Source organism: Leptospira bandrabouensis, from assembly GCF_004770905.1.
Classification (GTDB): domain Bacteria; phylum Spirochaetota; class Leptospiria; order Leptospirales; family Leptospiraceae; genus Leptospira_A; species Leptospira_A bandrabouensis.
In genome coordinates, this window is the sequence record NZ_RQHT01000012.1 from 643,199 (window position 1) to 664,157 (window position 20,959).

The window sequence follows — 20,959 nt, forward strand, 5'->3', positions numbered from 1 at the left end:
CTTTAGGTCTTAGGGGAAAATGAAATTTCATAATTTCCGAAAGACCTATTTAGTTTTTCTTTGGAAAAGGTGGAGGGAAACTTCCGCCTTATTTATTTGGAAATCTCTAAGATTTTCCTTTCTTTTGATTCTTTTCATCTTACCGCATTTATTTTCTAAGTCCCTATATGCTGAATCCAAACAAATCATCCATCCACCGGAAGGTGATGGAATTACCATCGTTGTAGAAAAAGGACAAACTCTCAGTATCATTTCCAAAACTTATTTAGATGATCCTAGGAAATGGAAAGAACTACTTAAATCCAACCAAATAGATAATCCCAATCTGATCATTCCTGGAATGAAACTTTGGATTCCAAAAAGTTTGGGTAAAAAACCTCTTGCAGATCTGCAAAGGTATACCGGAAAAACAGAAGTATTAAAAGTTTCGATGAAAAGTTCCGACTGGACGGGGGCCACTATAGGTGAAGGTCTTTATGCCAAAGATGAAGTCAGGACTTTTAAAGATTCCGAAGCTCAGTTCCTATTGTTATCAGGTTCTCGATTTGAGATTACAGAGAATAGCCATGTAATTATGGAAAAGGGGAAATCGGATTCTGAACCAGACGAACTTTACCTTCGCAAAGGAAGGATTCGTTCCATCGTACAGAAAAAACCATCGACAAACCAACGTATGTTTCTTTTAAAAACGGATTCTGCTGTATCCGAAGTTCGAGGAACTGATTTTCTTACAGAAGTGGATCAAACGGGAAACACTACTCTTAGTTGTTACGAAGGACTTGTAGCTGTGACTGCTCAAAATGTAACGGTAAACGTTCCATCCGGCTTTGCTACCTTTGTCGAAAAAGGCAAACCTCCACTAAAACCTTTCAGTTTACCGGATCCACCCAAACCAAAAGAAGAATGAACCGAGTAAGCCAGTTCAGATTTTATCTAATTTTACTCTGGATGACCAGTATAGGATTCGTATTTCCCATTTTTTCCGAATCCAAAACCATCAAGTTCACTTTAGAACCTGAGAGAGATGATATCATCCAATATGAATTGGAATTATGGAAAACACCTAACTTAGAATTAGAAATTCCCTTCCGTGTGCTTGCCTCTCCTGGAAAAATCCAACTCTATATCCCCCATGGTTATGAATACTTTCGGATTCGTGCCGTGGCCAAACGTCAAGTGCGTGGGTTTTGGACGGAACTCTATGCAGTTAACTCCTTTGGAAAACCAAAACAGAAAGAACCTAGTAAAATCATCGCCCGCAAACCTGCCACAACCGATGTTTTGGTGCCGATTCCCAACAAGGAAGGAACAAGTCATTTTTATCTAACAGAAAATAAAATCCAAGTAAAACCCATTTTAAGCCAACCCATGAAAACTTCCGTTCGATACCGCGTGAATGATGGACCTTGGCTGGTGACAAGACAACCAGAGCTTACTTTTTTAAAAGATGGAAATTATAAACTAGAATACCAAGTTACCAACGAATTAGGAATATCGGATTCAATGCAGGTTTGGGAGTTCAGCGTAGATAACACTCCACCAACAACCGAGTTTTCTTGGCAGCCTCCTTTTTACCAAAAGGCTTCTTTGGCTTTTGTGGGTCCAACTACTAAATTAAAACTCAATTCGGTGGATGTCGGTTCAGGATTGGATGTAATTCGATTCCGAACCACTTGTGGAATGAATCCCTCCTCTGAATGGTATTCTTGGGACAATGAAACATCTTGGACAAACGTAATCAATTCTTGTTCGGAAGATATGGATTTAGAAATTTCTGCCACTGATCAGTTGGGAAACGAAGAAATTCCGAAAAAAATTACAATCAAACGAATACAAAAAGGAAACTAACAAGTGTACTCTGGATATAGAGTTCGCGAACTATTTGATCATTTTTTCTATGTAATCAAAACCAAATCCTTTCTTAAATTATTTCTCTCTATTATAACATTCTTAATTTTACCATATTTTCTTCTTGTTTCTTCGATGATTGATTCTAGATACAAAGAGGCATTAGACTGGAACCAGAGATTCCAACTCATACGAATCCAACTCCTTTCCATTGATTTAGAAAATCAAATTAGAGAACAAATAAACAAAGATATTTCCGAAAAAAAGAATTTAGGATTTATCTCTTTAAATGAACTTTCCCAAATTCAAAAACACTGTTTTCCTTCCTTCCCTGATCCTTTTCACTTAGAAGAAATTACTTTGTCACAATGTGATTGGGAATCTGAAAAAAAAACATACCTATTGGTATTTAATGGAATGAATGTTTCTGTTCACTCCGCAGAGTTTTTAGAAGAGGCCCTTTTGGATTCACCGTACAGCGATCCTAATGAAGGCCTATTTTTACTAGGTGACCAAGGAAATTTTGGAATATCAGGATTTATCGAAGATGGATTTTTAGTTTCAGAATTTTGGAAAGAAGATGTTAAATCCTCACTTCAAACCCATTCCAGTTTGCCCTCACTTCGTGCAACAAGAAAGGATGAAATGGATTACTTTGTTGCCAGTTATCCAATGTATGGACTTCCATTTCATTTATTCATTGTTAGTCCCAAAGATTTGGTGCTAATACCAATTAAAGAATCCTTAAAAAAGAACATAATCATATTAATTTCCTTACTTTTTTTATCTTTTCTTTTCTCTATAGCCATTTCTCTGAAAGAAATTGAGTCAAAACAAAAGTTAAGATTACTTTTACAGGAATTTCCGCATGCTGCCATTCTATATGATTCAAAAGGAAAAATAATTCTAGAGAATCAGGAAATTGAACCGAACCTTTTAGTCACAAATTTATTCCGAGAGCAACTTTCCGTTAAAGAATGGATTGAAAAGGAAGTTAGATTATTCTTACAAGACGAATCGCTTATACAGACGGATCAAACGAAACTTAGGAAAGAAGAATCCGAATTTTATTCCGATGATGGATCAGTATATTTATTAGAATTCACTTATCAACTATGGTTTTTGGAACAGAAATACCGTTTTGCAAGTGGTGCCCTCGTTTTAATTCAGAATGTAACTAAAAAACGTTTGGAATTCGAAAAGGAAATGGAATATGCCAAAGACTTACAAAAGAAATATCTCCCCAATCGGATTATTATTTTACCAAATTTAGATTATGAAGTTTTATACAAACCTTTGATCCAGGTGGGTGGTGATTATTACGACTATATTGATTTAGGAAACAACCGCTCTATTTTCGCTTTAGGTGATGTGATTGGTCATGGAGTAAAGGCTGCAATGATGATGACAGTTCTACGTGTTTTATTCCATCAAATTGTAAAAATAGAATCGGATCCGAAACAAATTCTGATCAAAATGAATGAAGGTGTATCCAATCATTTACCTGATCCTTTTGCTTTTGTTCCTTTTTTATTTCTGTTATTTGATTTTAATCAAAACACAATCACCTATGGAAATGCTGGTCATCCGGGGATGTTGTATCTTACAGGCAATGAGGTCCATTGTCCTGAAAAATTGAACCCTATGTTTGGAATGCTTCCCAATATGGAACCGAAAGTATTGGAATACCCAATCCAAAGAGGTGACAGATTTTTTCTTTTTACCGATGGATTAAAAGACGTAGAAAACTCAAAACAGGAAAAAATTTGGGAAAAGGAACTAACCGAGTTTTTTCTTTCAATGAAAACAAACCACATGTCTCTAATCAAACAAGAACTTGAATTAAAAATTAGATCCTATTCAGAAGGAATCCCTTTCCTGGATGATATCACCTGGATTGGGATTGAAGTGATTTAGTTCATTCTTCCAGCGGAGGATTCTCTAGAAGTTCGATTCCCTCGTTATTTTTGTGAAAATAATTCATATCCCATTCTGTATCAAAAAGAAGAGCCATATTGCCAAATAAATCTTCCACTAGTCCTGCGTTCGATGGAATCTTTGCCCTATCTTCCTTTTTAACCCATCTAGAAATTCCATAAGGTAATATATGAATGGATGTTTCTGCACCGTATTCATCTTTAAGTCGGCGTTGGAATACTTCGAATTGGAGCTTTCCCATGGCACCAATGATTGGCACACCACCACCAATGGTTCGTGAGGTGAAGAGATGTAAAATTCCTTCTTCAGCCAATTGGTCTAATCCTTTTTTAAAGGACTTTAACTGCAAAGTATCCTTACAAGAGATAGTAGCAAAAAGTTCGGGTGCGAAACTAGGTAGAGGACGAAGAGGTGGTGTATTTCCTGTAGATAATACATCCCCAATTTTATAAGTTCCTGGATTGACGAGTCCAATGATGTCTCCGGGATAAGCAGTATCAACTGTGTTTCGATCTTGTCCAAAAAAGGCGAAACTGGATGAAAGTTTGACTGGTTTATCCAATCGGTTATGATTTACGTTTAATCCCCGTTCAAAGACTCCAGAACAAATTCGTAAAAAAGCAATCCGATCTCGGTGAGCTTTGTTCATATTGGCTTGGACCTTAAATACAAATGCACTAAAAGGTGCATTGATTGGATCTAAATAATTTCCATCACGCAAAGGAATATGGTCAGGCCCTGGAGCTAATTCTAGGAATTTATTTAAAAAAAGTTCAATCCCAAAATTATTGACCGCCGAACCAAAGTAAACCGGTGTTTCTTTACCTAACAAAAACAAATTTTTGTCAATTTTACCAATACCATTTTCTACCAAATCGATTTGTTCCCGAAACGCTGATACAATTTCTGAATCAAACTGTTCATCTAAACTGGGATCATTCGGACCTGCCATACGAAAAACCGCCTTCTGTTTTCCCCCAGGGGTACGATCAAAGAGATATAATTGTTGGTCTCTTAAATCATAAACTCCCTTAAAATCAAAACCGGTTCCAAGAGGCCAAACATCTGGAACAGCTTTAATCCCAAGAACTTTTTCAATTTCATCAAGGAGCGCATAAAGGTCCTTCGTCGGACGATCCATCTTGTTGATGAAAGTAATGATAGGAATTCCCCTGTCCCGACAAACACGGAAAAGTTTAATAGTTTGAGGCTCAACCCCCTTTCCCGCATCCAGAACCATCACTGCCGTATCCGCCGCCATCAGGGTGCGGTAGGTATCCTCAGAAAAGTCTTCGTGACCTGGCGTGTCCAAAAGGTTTAGGACGTTACCTTTATATTCAAACTGGAGGGCTGCCGAAGTGATAGAAATCCCCCTCTCTTTTTCCATGGCCATCCAATCAGAAGTCGCTGACTTCCCTTCCTTTTTGGCCTTAACAGCTCCGGCAAGTTGGATGGCACCTCCGTATAGAAGTAACTTCTCAGTCAGAGTGGTTTTACCCGCATCGGGGTGAGCAATGATGGCAAAGGTTTTTCGGCGACGGACTTCTCTTTCAATCAGATCGGGAGACATAACTTGAGTTCCATACTGTCTAAATTTGAGATTCTGTCGAGAATAAAGAGAAATACCGGTTCCGAATCACAAGGAAGGGGTTGACTTGCAGATTATGTCCCATTAGATTGGGGTTAGAGGGATCTTCTTTGAGAAAGTTATTATCGTTTTTCTTTCTACTGGTAAGTACACAAGTTTTCCCTCTGGACTTTCCCAATTTTTCTTTGGGTGAAGAGAATGCCAAGGAAGAATTTAAACGTGGACTCACTTACAAAAATTTAAGAGAATATTCTGCGGCAAAAGAACGATTCCAAAAGGCAGTAAATTTAAAAAAAGACTTTCACTTAGCTCGCCTTGAACTTGCAAACAATTATTATTTGTTAGGTGAATGGGAAGAAGCCCTTGATGAGTTAGAAATTCTTGCCTCTAAAGCTAAAAACGATCTATTAATTATCAATAAAATAGAAGCACTTCGATTAGCAATTGCAGGTGGTGTCACTGATAAAGAGAAAATATATTTCAAAACGATTGAAGGCGATTCCATGCGTGGATACAGGTTTCGTAATCCTGTGGATATTACTTTTGATGAAGATGGAAATTTTTACGTCGCTGGTTTTGATACTTCTAATATTATAAAATTTAATGCCGCAGGATCTCCTATTTCTAATTGGCGCGGTGGAATCACAAGAAAACTGGATCGCCCTGTATCCTTAGCTTACCATCAGCAAAAAATCTATGTTGCTGATTTTGCACGAGATGAAATCCTAATCTTTGATCTTTCGGGAAGTTTTATTTCCTCCTTTGGTGGTTCTGGAAAAGGTCAAGGCCAATTCAGAGGTCCATCTTCCCTATTTATAGATCCCAATGGAAATATATTTGTAGCCGATTCAGGAAACGCTCGCATTCAAAAATTCAATGCCAGTGGTAAATTCATTTTAGAGTTTCAAGGTTCAGGAAACTCTAAATTAGGTAATCCTTCAGGAATCACCATTTTTGATGGAAAAATCTATGTTGTAGATAAAGAAAATCTGCGAGTGATTACTTTTGATGGTGATGGAAACACACTTAATATCATAGAAAAACCTGAGTGGAAAAAACCGAGAAGTATTCGTATTTTAGATAACCAAATTTTTCTAACAGATGAATTAACAGGAATATGGACCTACTCCTTGTTAAATGGTGAATGGAAACAACTCAGTAAGTTTAGAGACAAAAAGGGAGTTTACCGCGTTTTATTTCGTCCATTTGCAACTAATATGGACTCCACAGGAAGCCTTTATTTTGTGGATTTCGGAAAACATAGAATCGATATTTTTTCTCAAAAAAACCACTTACTTTCAAATTTAGACCTTAAAATTGAATCCATTGATACATCTGGATTCCCGGATATTCATATCTATACTCGAGTTCGAAACCGTGCCGGAAAAGAAATTGTTGGAATTGATCGTTTGAGTTTCAGAATATTCGAAAATGACAATATGACTCCTCTTTTTTCATTGGCAAACAAAAACAAATTAAACGACAAACTAAGTGTTGCCATGGTTTACGAAAATAGCGAAGGATTAAAAAAAGGAAAACTTTCCCTTGAAGACGGGCTTTTTCCATTTTTTCGTTCTTTACATGATACGGATAAAATTGCGTTATATCGGGCAGGAAAAGACAGCAATTTGATTTTACCAGAGACAGTTTCTCTTCGTGACATCCTTGCAAAAATTAGAGACAGTGTTCCCGAAGAAAAATACAATTTTGGGAAAGCAAGCATTGCAGCCTTACAAAAACTTTCCCTTGAAACAGGACCTAAGGTCTTGGTCTATTTGGTTTCTGGTGAAAGTAGAGAGGATAGTTTTTTACAATACCAAAAATCAAGAATTGTAGCTTTTTCCAAGGCTCATTCCATTCCTATTTATGTTTTGTCGGTAAATCCCAACCTAAACCTAGAAGAATCCTGGTCTGATATGACCGGACCTACTAATGGTCGTTATATTGTTCTTGATGGAGAAGGCGAAGAAAGGGAATTATATAAAAAATTAAAATCTCATATTGACTACCGATACATCCTGTCCTATAAAACTGATACAAATCCTGAGCTTATCAACCGGTACATCAAATTAGCAATTGGGGTTGAACATCGGGGAGTGAAAGGTAGAGATGAAGGAGGTTACTTTGTTCCAGAACCTCGTTAAACAGAAATTCAGGTTTGTGATTCTTAGTTTCTTACTTGTTTCAATAACAGTTTTAAATGCGGAGACTAGTGCTTTAGAAGATATAACCGAAGGCAAACGATTCCAGGCAGAGAACAACTGTAGAAAGGCAATTCAATTTTTCCAGTCTGCTCTGCAAAAAAACCGTAACTCCATTGATGCAAAATTAGGAGTAGCAGACTGTAGTTTTCGCTTCGGAGCTTTTCGGGAAAGTAAGAAGTTTTATTTGGAAATTCTAGAACGTGAACCCAAGTTTATTCCTGCGACCATAGGGTTATCTGAAATTTATTTGTCAGAATCAGACTTCAATTCGATTTCTAAGTTGATAGATCCCCTACTTATTGAATTTCCCAATCATACAGGTTTACGAATCACAGAAGCCAAATCCTTACAAAAACAAGGAAAACTAGATTCCGCAATTTTTAAAATCAAAACATTAGCAAAACGTTTGGAGGATCCTTCCGACTTGTTGTTAATGTTGGCAGAATTATATTTTACCAAACAAAATTATACCGAATCATTTAACGCAATAGATTTATATACAAAAAAAGAGCCAAATGATCCAGAAGGGTTTGCATTTAAAGCTAAAGTCCTATTATACCAAAACTACTTTTATCCAAACCAACTTAAATCGGTTTTACCATTAGTCGAAGAATCGATTCAAAATTCAATTAACCTAAATCCGAAGGGAGAACAGGCAAGATTCTATTCTGTTTATCATGATATGATTCTCTCGAACTTGGTAAGCGATAAAGAATTGAAAAGGCGTGCGTTTCGTACGATCTATGAATTAGCAAGGGAGTTTCCTGAAAACCAACTTTATCATAGTTTAGAAGCAAATCTTGCCTGGGAATTAGACGAAACAAAATTTGCCACTTACCATTATCGTAGAGCCTTACAATTAGATGATTTAGATGAGATGCTACGTTTCGAAGCTGAAGAATATTCAATTGTCAAAGAAAAGGAAGAGTCAAAATTACGAAGAGAATTGGGAGATTATAGAAGAGATCGATTTTATTCCGAAAAACATTCTCTCTATCATAAAAGTTCGTTATTTCATCTCAAACGAGCTAAAGACCTAAGCCCACAAACACCAACAATTCGAAAAGAAATATTGGAATTTTATAATCAAACGGGTGAAACTGCAAAATATACTAATTTGTTGCTACGGCTCAGAGAAGAAGATCCAAATTCTTTTAAACTGCAAAACAAACTAGAGTTTGCGATTAAAAACTTAAAAGAATCATTGGAGTTTCGGGAAGGTTACATTCAAATTGATCCAAATATGGTTGAGGAAAATGTTCAAAGGTATAGTCCTGAAGTTTATGTTTTTGATTTAGAATCGAGTTTGCCTTTTCCTTACCATTTACAAGCAGGAAGACTTTTGGCGGATGTTATTCGTTACAACTTAAAACAAATGCAGTCAGTTCGTGTTGTGGAAGGTGATGAGTTTAAACAGATTCGCAATTTACTAAAAGATACGAGTTACCATCCCTTTTCGCAAACCATTCCCTTTACCATTGATAACCTTCATCTGCTTGATACAAAAAGAAAAAATGCAACTAAAATACGTTACGTCGTTCATGGAAGATACCAAATCAAAGATGGTGATATTCGTTTGGATGTATCTGTATATGATAGAAATAGCCTGAGAGATATAGCTACCTGGTCTACAAACCAGAGGGGAAGAGATAGTCTTCCTACCATCATTCATCGTGTTTCCGAAAGAATCAGAGACCTACTTCCTAAAGAAGGCAAAATCTTAAAAGTCAAAAAGGATGAAGTGATTGTCTCCCTAGGTAAAGATGATGGATTACAAAAAAAATCTAAGTTGGATTTTCATAGAAGAGGAAAAACATTATTCTCAGGTGAAATTATTGAATTAGGAAAATCAATTTCCTCAGTGAAACCGAATGTTAGGGGATGGGAAAAGGAACTAGCAACGGGAGACGATGTTATTCTTTCCACGGACTCTCAAACAGAGAAGAAAAATAAGTAAGGATCTCTTCAGAAATTCTTTCTTCTTTAGTTTCTGTCAGATTTTGAATTTCCAGTTGGCAAAGATTTCGATGGAAATAAACAGATTTTATCCCTTCTCTTTGGAAACAGTTCGATAGAATAGGACGTAACTTAAAAAAATCTTTTTCTTCTAAGTAAATGGGGTCTTTAGTAAATTCATAATTGGAAATTAATTTATGAATATTTTCTCTCGGAGTTTTTTTCCATTCTAGATCCACATTCGGATAAAAATAGAATTTCCCCAATTCAAATTGAAGTTCTCCCGATGATAAAAGGTTTTTTACTCTTTCATTTTCAAAGCGTACAGATCCAAAATCGGAACTCGATTGATCTGTAAATCCGACAAGGACAGAACCGACTCCCTCTTTATCACGTTCTATTTTTAATAGCAAAACCTGGGGTCTACCTAGTTTTTCCGACTCCTCTTCGATTCTTTTTTTTGCTTCTAAAGAAATTGTTAGTTCTTGTTTTCTTTTTTTAAATGGGAACCACATCATTTTCAATTGATTACCTTCTAATGAGTATGAATACATTTATTTACAGATCTAGTTTTCCGATAAAAAAAAAGGAATTATTTCAGTTTCACGAGGATCCAATCGGTTTTCAAACTTTGGTTAGCGGTGCAACAGGAGTCAAAGTTTTAAAAGCACCAAAATCTCTCCAGGTTGGCGAAGAAGTGATTTTAGAAATAAACATCTTTCCTTTTTGGAAAAAGATCTGGGTAGCAAAACACATTTCCTATAAAAAAAATGAGTTCTTTATAGATAACCAAGAAAAAGGTCCTTTTCTAAAATTTGAACATACACACCGATTTTTAGATGAAGCTGATGGTGGCTGTATTCTCTCTGAGGAAATACAAATCCACTTCTACTTTTGGACCATTTCTCGTGTATTCTTACTTCCTATTTTATTTTTAATGTTTCATAAACGACATACACTTACGGGAAAACATTTTGGTGTTAAACCAAAACTAATTTTTTGCGGGTATTCTTGATCCATAATCGATCAACTGGCGACTATATTCTCTCTCCATAAGAGGAGATGAAATTAAAAAATCAGCACTTGAACGATTGCATGCCATGGGAATATTATACAATACGGCAATACGTAATAAGGCTTTGACATCGGGATCATGCGGTTGGGCAGAAAGTGGATCCCAGAAAAATACCATAAAATCAATTCCATCTTCGACAATCTTTGACCCTATCTGTTGGTCACCACCAAGAGGTCCCGAAATGAAACGAAACACAGGAAGTCCGATCTGTTCATGAATCAATTTTCCAGTAGTACCTGTGGCAGATAGATGATGTTTACTTAAGGTTCCTTTATTGTATTTTACCCAGTCCAATAAATCTTCCTTTCGATTGTCATGTGCAATGAGGACGATCTTTTTTGTGATCTCCATTTTTCTTTGAATTAGTACCATAGAATGATAGTTCTTGCCAATATCTAGGATTCAAGGAAAGTTTCCCTGTAAATGAAATTTCCCATCCTATTTTTATGGATTTCTTTGCTTTTGTTAGAAGCTTTTTCCCTTAGTGCCAAAGATGTGAATCAAGGATCGACAAAGGAAAATCGCCTAGAATCCATATTACCCACAACTCCGGAATCAGGGTCGCCTTGGGGGGATAGTTCAGAGCGATTGGATTCCATCAAAGTCCTGGACTTAGTAGATGAAAAAAATTCTGAAAAACGTTGGCAGGAAGCAAACAAAGAATATGCAACAGCCATAGATTACTTCGAATCAGGTAAAAAAAATATCGAAAAACGTAAGGAAGATTCTAAAAAGGAAATTTACTACGAAGATAGATACGAATGGCAAAAACAGATCAGAAAAGAGAACAAAGAAAAAGAATTTCAAAAGTTACTTTTTGACTTACGAACACAAACTGTGGCCCGGTTGATCAAAGGAATGAACCTTTTGGATAAAATCGAAAATCCAAAAGTAAAAGAAAGCGAACCTTATCTTGATTTAAAATCTGGAATTTATAGAGAATATATCAAACACCAAGAAGCATTTAAAAATTATCTACAGGTGATTGATTTTACACTTCGTTATATTGGTATCTCTTCCAAAAATGAAGCAGAGGCAGAACCACATAGACTCCTTGCTTTGTCTTATGAAAAAATGGAACAAACAGCCATAAAATCCAAAAACCAAGAACTCTATTATGAGTTCAAAGAACTAAAGAAAAAACATCTTTTGCGATTTGCAGAAATTCACTATGGTCGCGAATCCAAAGAATACGCGAGCATAGAAGAAAAGGTAGGAAAGGATTTTTAAATTAGACCAAGTTTCTTTTTTAATGACCGGTTTTCTTCTACTAGTTCCTTAATTTCTTGTTCGGTATATTCAAAAAGTCGATCTTGCGCTCGTAAAATTTTATCTAAATTCATCTCTTCAATTCGAGAATAATTTAACACTTGTTCTGTTGCTTTTTGTAATTCCAAAGCCTGTTTGAGTTCTTTTTCTCTGAGTTCATCCAACTTCTGACTTGCTTTTACACGTTCATGAAGTTCAATTAACTCCTGGTTTTTCATATCATTCACTTTTTCTAAAGCAGTGCTGATACCAGCTTGCGAACGTTTCACAAGTTCTTCGTATTGCAAAATGGAACGTAAAGCTTCATTTTCCTTTTTCGATTCTTCGTATTCTTGGTGAGCTAAGGAAAATACACCTTCAAAAAAACCAACATTTTCTAAACAGGAATTTCCAATATCTAAAGCCGCTGCTTTATAAGATTCTGATTGGATGGTACGATCCAAAATCATTCGTAGTTCCCTCACATGAAGGGGATTTTCTAAAACTAAGTATTTGGATTGGTTTTGGACTGTGTCCTGAATTTGGTTCACTCCGTCTTCAGAAGAAACCAAAATCAAAGAGACAAAGGGATTTGTTTCAAAACTGGAAACAATCGTTGGTTGAATTTTTTTCCACTCTTCTAAGGACACTTGGAGGAATAAAATATGAATATCGTTCGGAGTGATCGAAATTCGATCCAATTCATCCAATTGCATTTGGTTGACTTGAACTTTGATCTTTGAATGTTTCCAAAGTTCTACCGGAAAAGGTCTTCCATTAGAAATATTCCAAATATAAGAAGTTTTCAAACCAGATCTCCTGCACTAAACTACTGAATCTATAGGACTGTAGTAAGAGGAATTTTCTAGCAAATTTTGCTTTATTTGGCTTTTCGGAACCGATTTTTTATCAGTTCGATTCGCTCGTCCAATAGATCCCGAAACCGAAAATAAAATCCAAGTCGACTTCGGATGGAATCGGGTAATTTTGCATCTGTACGAGAAATCATGATATAGATGGAAAGAGTAGCAATCACAATATTGGCAGACCAAGGACCTACCCAATCAGGAACGTTTTCTTTATAAGAAATACCCGATCCAAATATAAAAAAGGCATAATAAATCAAAAGGAAAATGACAGCTAAAGTAAAACTCATCCCTTTTCCTGACCGTTTGACCACAAGTCCAAGAGGGAAAGATAAAAAGAAGAAAATCTGACAAGATATGGGAGTGGCAAACCGTTTGTGAATTTCTACATTAAAACCGGTTAGTGTTTTTTTGGATTCGTTGAGTAATTCAGAAAGTTGCGTGAAAAGAGCAAACTTTTGTGCCATGTCTTCTTGGTTTCCGCTAGTAGCCCCCATCAAAAGATCGTATTTAAATTGTTCGACCATTTGTTTTAAACCTCCCACACCTTTGATGGAAAGTCCGTATTCTTTTAAAATTTCTAAACCGGGAATGTTTTCGAGTCCTTCCGATTCGATAGCATTGCGAATTTCAAATAACATGGGTAAAGAAAATGTATCTGGTTTTACGTTGATACTCATAGTTTTGGTATCTTTTTTGGCAGGAGTATTATAATCCATCTCCCCATCCATAAAATTGGTGATTCCGATTGCGTTAGTTTCAGGATCCCATTCAATCACGTATCCTTTACGAAGTCGAACTGACTTTTCATATTCACCAGCTAAGTTTTTTTTCTCAACTAACATCCCTTCTCTGGCATTAATAATTTGCAACATCCGAGACCCACCCATAGGAACTGCCAAATTATTAACCATGATAAAGTCGTTTCCATCTGCGGAGATGGACCATTCACGAATTTGTACATTACTTAAATTTCCGTCCGCATCAATGCCTCCCGAATACATGGTTCTACCTTTCTCGGAAAAAAAATCCTGAGTTTTATCTCCAGAAAATTGGCCTGGTTGGATGGCAAGGAGTGGATTATAAGTGGCAATCCAATTGTCGAAATCTTTCATCTTACGAGTGTTCTCTGGTCCTAAATAAAAATTTAAATACCCGACAATGAGAGTCATTACAAATCCGAAAACGAGGAAGTTGGAATAAATATAGGGAAAGGAAACTCCAGATGCCCGCATAGCTGTTATCTCAGAATCTCCGGATAACCTACCTGCCGCCATAATTCCAGACATAAGACAGGCCATAGGTATTGTCATTGGCAAAGTGTTGCCAAATACATAACCCATATAATCTAACAAACGAAAAAAATCGACACCCTTTCCCACAAAAAGACCAATCATCTTTTGGATGGCAACGGCCATATAGATCATGGTAAAAAACGAAAGGGCCACAAGGAATGGACTAAGAATTTCTTTTAGAATATAAATTCTTAGAATCGAAGGTTTAAACCGTTTCCATTTGCCCAAACGGTCCGTATCCACCATAAAATCTGGTGGTAAATCGTCTTTTGAGAAAACCCTTACGGTTCTAAGATCGACTTGTTTAGCCAACGAGTTTTCCTTTCAAAGTGGCACTGGTGGCAGATTCCACCAAAACATTTACTGTTTTTCCAATCCAATCTGTTGGGTCTTTTGACTCACCTTCCGGAATTGGGAAAACAATCATTCGACCGCAATGGGAACGACCACATAACTCAAGTTTGGATTTTTTGGAAGTGTTTTCAATGAGAACAGAAAACTCTTTTCCTATTTTGGACTGATTTTTTTCATGAGAAATTTTGGTTTGAAGTTCCACAAGTTCAATGAGTCGTTTACTTTTGGTTTCTTCTGAAACATCATCGATAAACTTACGTTTTGCGATAGTTCCCTCACGTTCGGAATATTTAAACATATACGACATGTCAAATTTCACTTTTTTTACAACTTCCAAAGTTTCTTGAAATTCTTCCTCGGTTTCACCAGGAAAACCAACGATAATATCAGATGTAATTCCAATATCCGGGATTCTTTCTTGGATACTTGCCACTAAGTCCAAAAATTCTTCTTTGGTATAACTACGTTTCATATCCCGAAGTACTTTTGAACTTCCGGCTTGTAATGGCATATGGATTTGCGAGGAAAAACGTTCTTCTCTCGCCATAAGAGAAATCAGATGATCAGGAAAGTCTTTGGGATGTGGACTTGTGAACCTAACTCTTTCAATCGTAGTTTCGGCTAAAATCTTCTCCACCAGTGCGCAAAAGTCAGTATTTTCAAACGAGTAACTATTTACGTTTTGTCCAAGAAGAGTTACTTGTTTTACACCCATCGCTTGTAACTGAAGAATTTCTGTGACAATGGAACCAGGTTCCCGACTCCTTTCTCTACCTCGGGTATAAGGAACCACACAAAAAGTACAAAAATTATTACATCCTCGCATGATTGTGACAAAGGCTTGGATTCCGTTTACCACCTTTGGTTCTAATTCATCATAGGTTTCTGTCCGAGAAAGACGTGTTAGTTGAACATCACGTTCCCCTTCTCTGATTTTTTGAATGAGTTCAGGTAAAGTTCTATAATTATCTGGACCTACAATGAGGTCTAAAGGAAGTTCTTGGTGAAACAAATCTTCACCTAAGTTCTGTGCCATACATCCAAGAACACCGATGACTAAGTTGGGATTTTTTTTCTTTAAGTATCCGAGGGATTGTAATCTACCGTAAATTTTTGCGTGAGCATTTTCTCGAACGGCACAAGTGTTTAGGAAAATGATGTCACTGTCTTCCACTGAATCGGCTGCTTCATAATTCTCTTTTCGAAACAGTTCCTTGACGATTCCCGAATCATATTCATTCATTTGGCATCCGTAGGTTTCCACGTATACCTTGCCCAAGCGAACGGGACTCTCTAGGGTTGGAATTTCAGTCAAGGATGGGTTCATAATGATATGTTTTTCCGGAAATTTTCCTTGTAAAGCAAAGAAGATGGAGACTAAAAGGAGTATATGGCTCGGACGAAACGGGAAACTTTCTACGGAATCCTAGGAGTTACTAAGGAAACTTCCAAAGAGAACTTGGATCTTATCTATTCAAGAGAATTGGAATTTTGGCAAAAACTCGACGAAGCAGGAATTCCTGAAGCTAAGGACAAAATCATAGAACTGACCCGTGCCTACATCACACTCAGTGATCCCGAAAAGAAACAAGAATATGACAAACAACTGGATTTCGAATTTGTCCTCTTGGACGGAAAAACAAAAGATCCGGATATGGAATTGGCTTATGACGTTTACCGCCTTAGTCATCAAAAATCATACCAAGAAATTTTACGTGAATTTACAAAGTTCAGAGAAGAAATGGGAGATACTCTCTGGATCCTTAAAAAAACCACCATTTACATGGTATTTAATCTTTTGGCTTATTCTGGATTTGTCCTATTCCATTCTTTCTTAATCGAAACAGAAGAAAAAGGCAAGGTATGGACCGATCACACCTCCAATTGGATTTCAGGAATTTTCCTTTTACTAAGTGCCATTGGGTATCTAATCTTTCGCTTCCGTTTTCTAAAAAAAGAATTAGAAAAACGGAAGGAAAAAAGAAATTAACGAACTTCTTTTGGAAACAAAATAGGAAGAAGGTTGGGAAAACAAGCTCCACTTAAGTGAAGTGAATCTACAAAGTCTTTACATACCCAACGAGGATCAGTGTTGGGATCTATCACAAAAAACTTTGTATGTGGCACTTCTGATGCTTTGGTTACCGATTTTTTTATTTCAAAATTGAATTTATCTAACAAACCATCCGTGCTCATTCTTCTCCGTAAGGCATCGGAAACAGCAGGAAAATAAACGATCACAGGAATGTCTGTGCCTTTCAGCAAATCTAACATTTTGTTAAAAAAGTAAATTTGCGTCGGTGCAAGCTTTGTACCACGCAGGTATTGGTTGTACATGGCCTCCGCATCTCTTTCCAAAAATACATCCATATTCGCAAACTTAATCTCATTGGGAAGGGCCCCGAATTTTACCCGGTTCACTAATTTGATTTTATCGACATAATTTCTTTTATGTTCTTTGCCAGTAATTCCTACAGACATACCGGGAAAAAAACCTACTTCGATCTCTTTGTTATTTGCTTTGATTGCCGTTGGATCTAAAGGGTATTTATACAAAGCAAATAATTTTTTTAAGAAATAAACTTCTGCTTCATCCATAGAAAAACCCTTTGCATCAGAAAGCCAAGGATCCTTTGTTTTAGGACGATAAAAGTCAATTTGTTTTAAAACATATTCATTATCATAGGATCCATTTAAGGAATAATCAATAGCAGATTGAGAAAATAGAAGTGGATCTACTTCCACTAACACATAACGAATGGGAAGTTTTTCCTTTAGTGCTCTTTCCAACCAATAAGCCTGAAAACTAGGTGGCCCGAAAGGGGCTGCAAAATTAAAGGAGTTTGTATTGGGAAAAAAAGATTCCAACATTTCGGAGTCAAATTCTCCAGAACGAGAACTTCCTAAAATCAAACCAATTTGTTTTTCAGGATGTTTTTCTCTCTCTTCAAGCATTACAAGGAAAAGATCTTCTTTTAATTCATAAAACTTTCGTTCTATCTTTTTCCAACTATAAGTGTTTTCGACAATGATTGGTAAAAAAAAGATTTTATCCAATAGGAAAAGACTCAGAGCTAAAAGAATCGGATATAATACAACAGGAAAATTATACTTTAACTTCATATTAAAATTGGAAATAAATAAATTCCGTTCCTCCTGGTGCAAGATAACCTAACAGAATGGTAATTACTAACGAAAACAACAATAGAAAACCAAACGACAACTTAGTAGACCAGTTTGGCCTTGGAAAACTTGGTTTGGTTTGGATATAATTGAGTATAAAGGTTAGTATTATGGTATAAAGAATTAGTTCTAGTTTATTGGTTCTAATTCCAGCTCCACCAGTAAATGCTTTCTGTAACATTGTGAGAGAGTTAGGAACACTCGATCCATTGAAAAAAGCAATGGTGAAGGAAAAAAATCCAAAGGCATACAATACACCTAGAAACTTTTTCCATTTTGGTGTTTTCAGAGTTTTATCGGGTTTTCTGATTAACTCAAGTTTTCTCTCAACGCTTAACATAACCCCATGAAGAAATCCCCAAATGATAAAGGTAAAATTGGCGCCGTGCCAGAAACCAGCTAAAGTAAATGTAACAATTAAATTTACATAACCTCGTAATTCAGATACCCTAGAACCACCTAACGGAAAATAAATGTAATCTTTGATCCAAGTGGCAAGTGTCATATGCCAACGAGTCCAAAGTTCCCGAACAGACCCTGATAAAAATGGGGCATGAAAATTTTCCGGAAGGTTGATCCCCAGTAACTTACCTAAACCTCTTGCTAAATCAGTATAACCGCTAAAATCGCAATAAACTCTGGCAGAATATCCAAACATCGCAACAAAATTGGTAAATCCATCATACAACTCCGGGTTTTGGAAAACGGGTTCAATGACGGGAGACAAATTATCTGCAAGAACCACTTTTTTAAAAAGACCAAGGAAAACTAAATAATACCCTTCAAAGAGTTGTTCTTTTTTAGCATTCCAAACTTCCAATTGGTAAAAGAATTCTCCATGTCGAACAATGGGACCTGCCACTAACTGTGGAAAGAAAAAGATAAAAAGGGCAAATTGTAAAAAACTAGGATTCTCTTCCGCATTTCCCCGTTTGATATCAATGGTATACGCTACCATTTGAAATGTATAAAAACTGATGGCAAGGGGAAGAGTGATGGAATCTACACCGAACTGTGAATTTAAGAAACTTTGAATCGATTCTGGGGCAAACCAGATACTTCCTGTTAGTTGAAAGAATACGTCCCATAAAAAATAGAAATACTTAAATAAAAACAAATTTCCAAAATTGACAAATAAAGAAACAGGATACCAAAAACTAGATTTGTTTTTTAGAATTTGTTTATTAAAAAAATGATTTAATAGAACAATGGTTAGAAAGTGAAAGGCAAATGGAATCGACCAGGCAGCATAAAAAGCAAACGAAGCCAAAAACAAAAACCCCAACCGAAACTTGCCACGGATCATCCAGTGTAGACAATAGATGACAAGGAAAAATAACAGGAAACTAAGGGATGTAAATTTCATTCTAAGATTTCACCAATGTATGAACTCATGTATCTCCATCAACCTGAATCACAAGACCTTTTAGGTATTCTCCTTCCGGATGGAAAACAGAATAACCATGATCGGGACTCTGGGTTAAATGGTGCAAAATTCTAACTCTTTTTTTGGCATCTTTGGCTGCCCCGAAAACAATTTTTTTGAATAAATCAAAAGAAATATGTTGTGAACAGGAAAAAGTAAATATTAATCCGCCTGTTTGGATTTTAGACATGGCCCTCATATTGATGTCTTTATAGCCACGGGTTGCTTGGTTGACAGTCGCTATACTTTTGGTAAACGCAGGAGGATCTAGAATGATCAGATCATAAAAATTAGCCTCCATTGATTTTAAATATTCAAAACTATCTAATATTAAACTTTTATGCCGATTTCCTAATTTTTCTGTATTTAATCCATTTAAGGTTAGATTTTTTCCACAAATCTCGATTGCTTGTTTAGAAATGTCTAAACTGTGAACCATTTTTGCATTTGCTAACAATGCATATACGGAAAATGCACCCGAATAAGCAAAGGTATTTAAAACAGTTCTCCCCTCTGCATACCGAGAAACTAAAGCACGGTTATCCCTTTGGTCTAAAAAAAATCCGGTTTTCTGACCCTTGGTAATATCTGCTATAAACTTAATTCCATGCTCTAAAAATATAGGCTCGGTCTCACTGCCCTTATGAAAAGTGGGTGACGCAGAAGATTTTTCTTCTTGTTTTTCATTTCTCTCTAAAATGGTTTCAAAACCTAATTTAAATAAAAATGTAATTAACCAATCCCTGAGAGATAAAGCACCTGGAGTTTTTAGCTGCATAACAGCCGTTTTGTGATAGCAGTCAACAACTATACCTGGAACACCATCTCCTTCCGAATGGAAGAGACGAAATCCCGTTGTATCTTTCGGTAACAATTTTATTTTTGATTCATAAATAGAATTCCATTTAGAAATCCAAAATTTTTCCAAAGTTCCATCAGCCGAAACTTCAAAAGAGAACAAACGAATGCGAATTTGACTTTTGGGATCATAATGGCCCCAAGCCAGAAACTCACCCGAGGATGACTCTACCCTGACGACACTACCTGCCTCAATTCCAGTTTCACCGGAAGCAATCGCTCCGGAAAAGATCCAAGGATGAAAATTTAATACAGCTTTTTCTTTATTCTTTTTTAATCGAATGACCATTTTGCATCCATTTGGAAATATAACAGAGTTATGAACGTAAGGGTTCGTTTATATATGATAAAATCGATACTTATTTTTCTTGTCTTTTCTTTTTCCCTACTCTATTCCGAAAGCTTACCAAATTCTGCTACGGTAACAGATCCAGAAAATTTAGTCTCTCTTGATACAAACAAATTGGATCCAGATACGTTCTGGTACATGACGGATGTAGAATTAACTGATTCCGAAATCCAATCCCTTACAGAGTCAAATTTTACAAAGATAAATTGGAAACGAATCGTTGTCCCGGGAAATTTAATCTCCGATAAAAATGAAGATGGCACCCAAAAAGCAGTAATCCTTGCCAAGTGGATTCAATTCGCAGAAAATCCATCCACTCAATACAGTTTACGACTGGGGGTTATTAATGATCGGGACAAAACCTATCTCAACGGAAAATACGTGGGAAACACAGGGGAATGGTCCTCAAAGGATCCGCAAGCTTACGACAAATTAAGAATTTATAATATTCCATCAAATATAATTCGTTATGGAAAACCAAATTTACTATTAGTGAAAATCCAACCTTACTTTTCCAATTCGGGTGGAATCGAACAAGACGAAACAAGCCTAGGACCTTCAGACAAAATTTTTGCTAAATTCTATAAAGATGAATTTATTAAATTAATTTTTCTAACTATCTATATCACCGTTGGTGGATACTTCCTTTTTCTTTTCATTCGAAGAAGAAAGGATAGAGAGAACTTATTTTTTGCCTTATTTTCCTTTTCTTTTGTAATTTATAATTTATTAAGAAACCAACTCAAATATGAATTTGCGTTTCCTTTTTTA

The 20,959-nt window shown here is 36.2% G+C and carries 18 protein-coding genes; 9 read left to right on the top strand and 9 right to left on the bottom strand.

Annotated features, from left to right (window positions below):
* The first annotated feature begins 19 nt into the window (after positions 1-19).
* Genes EHR07_RS06735 through EHR07_RS06745 form a run of 3 tightly spaced genes read left to right on the top strand, consistent with a single transcriptional unit; the run spans position 20 to position 3,765 of the window.
* A complete protein-coding gene (locus EHR07_RS06735) occupies positions 20-907 on the top strand; it encodes a FecR family protein (RefSeq protein WP_135744357.1) in 888 nt (295 codons plus the stop codon).
* Positions 904-1,848 carry an LBF_2017 N-terminal domain-containing protein gene (locus tag EHR07_RS06740; protein ID WP_135744358.1) on the top strand — a complete coding sequence of 315 codons (945 nt, stop codon included), beginning with the start codon at positions 904-906 and terminating at the stop codon, positions 1,846-1,848. Before EHR07_RS06735 ends, EHR07_RS06740 begins: the two co-directional genes overlap by 4 nt.
* Before the next feature lie 3 nt (positions 1,849-1,851).
* Complete coding sequence (locus EHR07_RS06745) at positions 1,852-3,765, top strand: PP2C family protein-serine/threonine phosphatase (RefSeq protein ID WP_135744359.1); 1,914 nt, start codon at positions 1,852-1,854, stop codon at positions 3,763-3,765.
* Between the two features lies 1 nt (position 3,766).
* Here EHR07_RS06745 and EHR07_RS06750 read toward each other — a convergent pair whose 3' ends face one another.
* Positions 3,767-5,356: a peptide chain release factor 3 gene (locus tag EHR07_RS06750; RefSeq protein ID WP_135744360.1), complete on the bottom strand. Its 1,590-nt coding sequence runs from the start codon at positions 5,354-5,356 to the stop codon at positions 3,767-3,769.
* 128 nt (positions 5,357-5,484) lie between these two features.
* Between EHR07_RS06750 and EHR07_RS06755 the strand changes: the two genes are divergently transcribed.
* Both EHR07_RS06755 and EHR07_RS06760 read left to right on the top strand, forming a co-directional pair.
* Complete coding sequence (locus EHR07_RS06755) at positions 5,485-7,518, top strand: 6-bladed beta-propeller (protein WP_135744361.1); 2,034 nt, start codon at positions 5,485-5,487, stop codon at positions 7,516-7,518.
* Complete coding sequence (locus EHR07_RS06760) at positions 7,499-9,535, top strand: tetratricopeptide repeat protein (protein WP_135744362.1); 2,037 nt, start codon at positions 7,499-7,501, stop codon at positions 9,533-9,535. The genes EHR07_RS06755 and EHR07_RS06760 overlap by 20 nt, the downstream gene beginning before the upstream one ends.
* Here EHR07_RS06760 and EHR07_RS06765 read toward each other — a convergent pair.
* Entirely contained in the window at positions 9,492-10,052 is a 561-nt protein-coding gene (locus EHR07_RS06765; RefSeq protein ID WP_135744363.1) for a hypothetical protein, read from the bottom strand. The genes EHR07_RS06760 and EHR07_RS06765 overlap by 44 nt on opposite strands.
* A 26-nt stretch (positions 10,053-10,078) precedes the next feature.
* On the opposite strand from EHR07_RS06765, the gene EHR07_RS06770 reads away from it, so the two are divergent.
* Entirely contained in the window at positions 10,079-10,549 is a 471-nt protein-coding gene (locus EHR07_RS06770; RefSeq protein ID WP_135744364.1) for an SRPBCC family protein, read from the top strand.
* Here EHR07_RS06770 and EHR07_RS06775 read toward each other — a convergent pair.
* On the bottom strand, positions 10,526-10,981 hold the full coding sequence (locus EHR07_RS06775) for a methylglyoxal synthase (RefSeq protein ID WP_231292582.1): 456 nt from the start codon (positions 10,979-10,981) through the stop codon (positions 10,526-10,528). The genes EHR07_RS06770 and EHR07_RS06775 overlap by 24 nt on opposite strands.
* Before the next feature lie 51 nt (positions 10,982-11,032).
* Between EHR07_RS06775 and EHR07_RS06780 the strand changes: the two genes are divergently transcribed.
* On the top strand, positions 11,033-11,839 hold the full coding sequence (locus tag EHR07_RS06780) for an FcpA-related putative periplasmic flagellar protein (protein ID WP_135744365.1): 807 nt from the start codon (positions 11,033-11,035) through the stop codon (positions 11,837-11,839).
* On the opposite strand, the gene EHR07_RS06785 is transcribed toward EHR07_RS06780, so the two are convergent.
* The 3 genes from EHR07_RS06785 to miaB form a co-directional block, all read right to left on the bottom strand.
* Positions 11,836-12,666 (bottom strand): hypothetical protein, encoded by an 831-nt coding sequence (locus tag EHR07_RS06785; protein WP_135744366.1) that lies wholly within the window; start codon positions 12,664-12,666, stop codon positions 11,836-11,838. The genes EHR07_RS06780 and EHR07_RS06785 overlap by 4 nt on opposite strands.
* Before the next feature lie 71 nt (positions 12,667-12,737).
* Positions 12,738-14,330: an LptF/LptG family permease gene (locus tag EHR07_RS06790; RefSeq protein WP_135744367.1), complete on the bottom strand. Its 1,593-nt coding sequence runs from the start codon at positions 14,328-14,330 to the stop codon at positions 12,738-12,740.
* Positions 14,323-15,699 carry a tRNA (N6-isopentenyl adenosine(37)-C2)-methylthiotransferase MiaB gene (gene miaB / locus EHR07_RS06795; protein ID WP_135744368.1) on the bottom strand — a complete coding sequence of 459 codons (1,377 nt, stop codon included), beginning with the start codon at positions 15,697-15,699 and terminating at the stop codon, positions 14,323-14,325. Before miaB ends, EHR07_RS06790 begins: the two co-directional genes overlap by 8 nt.
* A 63-nt stretch (positions 15,700-15,762) precedes the next feature.
* Between miaB and EHR07_RS06800 the strand changes: the two genes are divergently transcribed.
* On the top strand, positions 15,763-16,362 hold the full coding sequence (locus EHR07_RS06800; RefSeq protein ID WP_135744369.1) for a J domain-containing protein: 600 nt from the start codon (positions 15,763-15,765) through the stop codon (positions 16,360-16,362).
* On the opposite strand, the gene EHR07_RS06805 is transcribed toward EHR07_RS06800, so the two are convergent.
* From EHR07_RS06805 to EHR07_RS06815, 3 genes are read right to left on the bottom strand one after another with little or no spacing between them, the layout of a single operon-like run.
* A complete protein-coding gene (locus tag EHR07_RS06805) occupies positions 16,359-17,495 on the bottom strand; it encodes a DUF1574 domain-containing protein (protein WP_135744370.1) in 1,137 nt (378 codons plus the stop codon). The two genes, EHR07_RS06800 and EHR07_RS06805, sit on opposite strands and share 4 nt — an antisense overlap.
* 1 nt (position 17,496) lies before the next feature.
* The gene (locus EHR07_RS06810; RefSeq protein ID WP_135744371.1) at positions 17,497-18,921 is read right to left on the bottom strand and encodes an MBOAT family O-acyltransferase; all 1,425 of its coding nucleotides are present in this window, start codon (positions 18,919-18,921) and stop codon (positions 17,497-17,499) included.
* 25 nt (positions 18,922-18,946) lie between these two features.
* On the bottom strand, positions 18,947-20,128 hold the full coding sequence (locus tag EHR07_RS06815; RefSeq protein ID WP_135744372.1) for a class I SAM-dependent rRNA methyltransferase: 1,182 nt from the start codon (positions 20,126-20,128) through the stop codon (positions 18,947-18,949).
* A gap of 54 nt (positions 20,129-20,182) precedes the next feature.
* Here EHR07_RS06815 and EHR07_RS06820 point away from each other — a divergent pair.
* The coding region (locus tag EHR07_RS06820; RefSeq protein WP_279633203.1) for a 7TM diverse intracellular signaling domain-containing protein at positions 20,183-20,959 on the top strand (777 nt) is incomplete at its 3' end.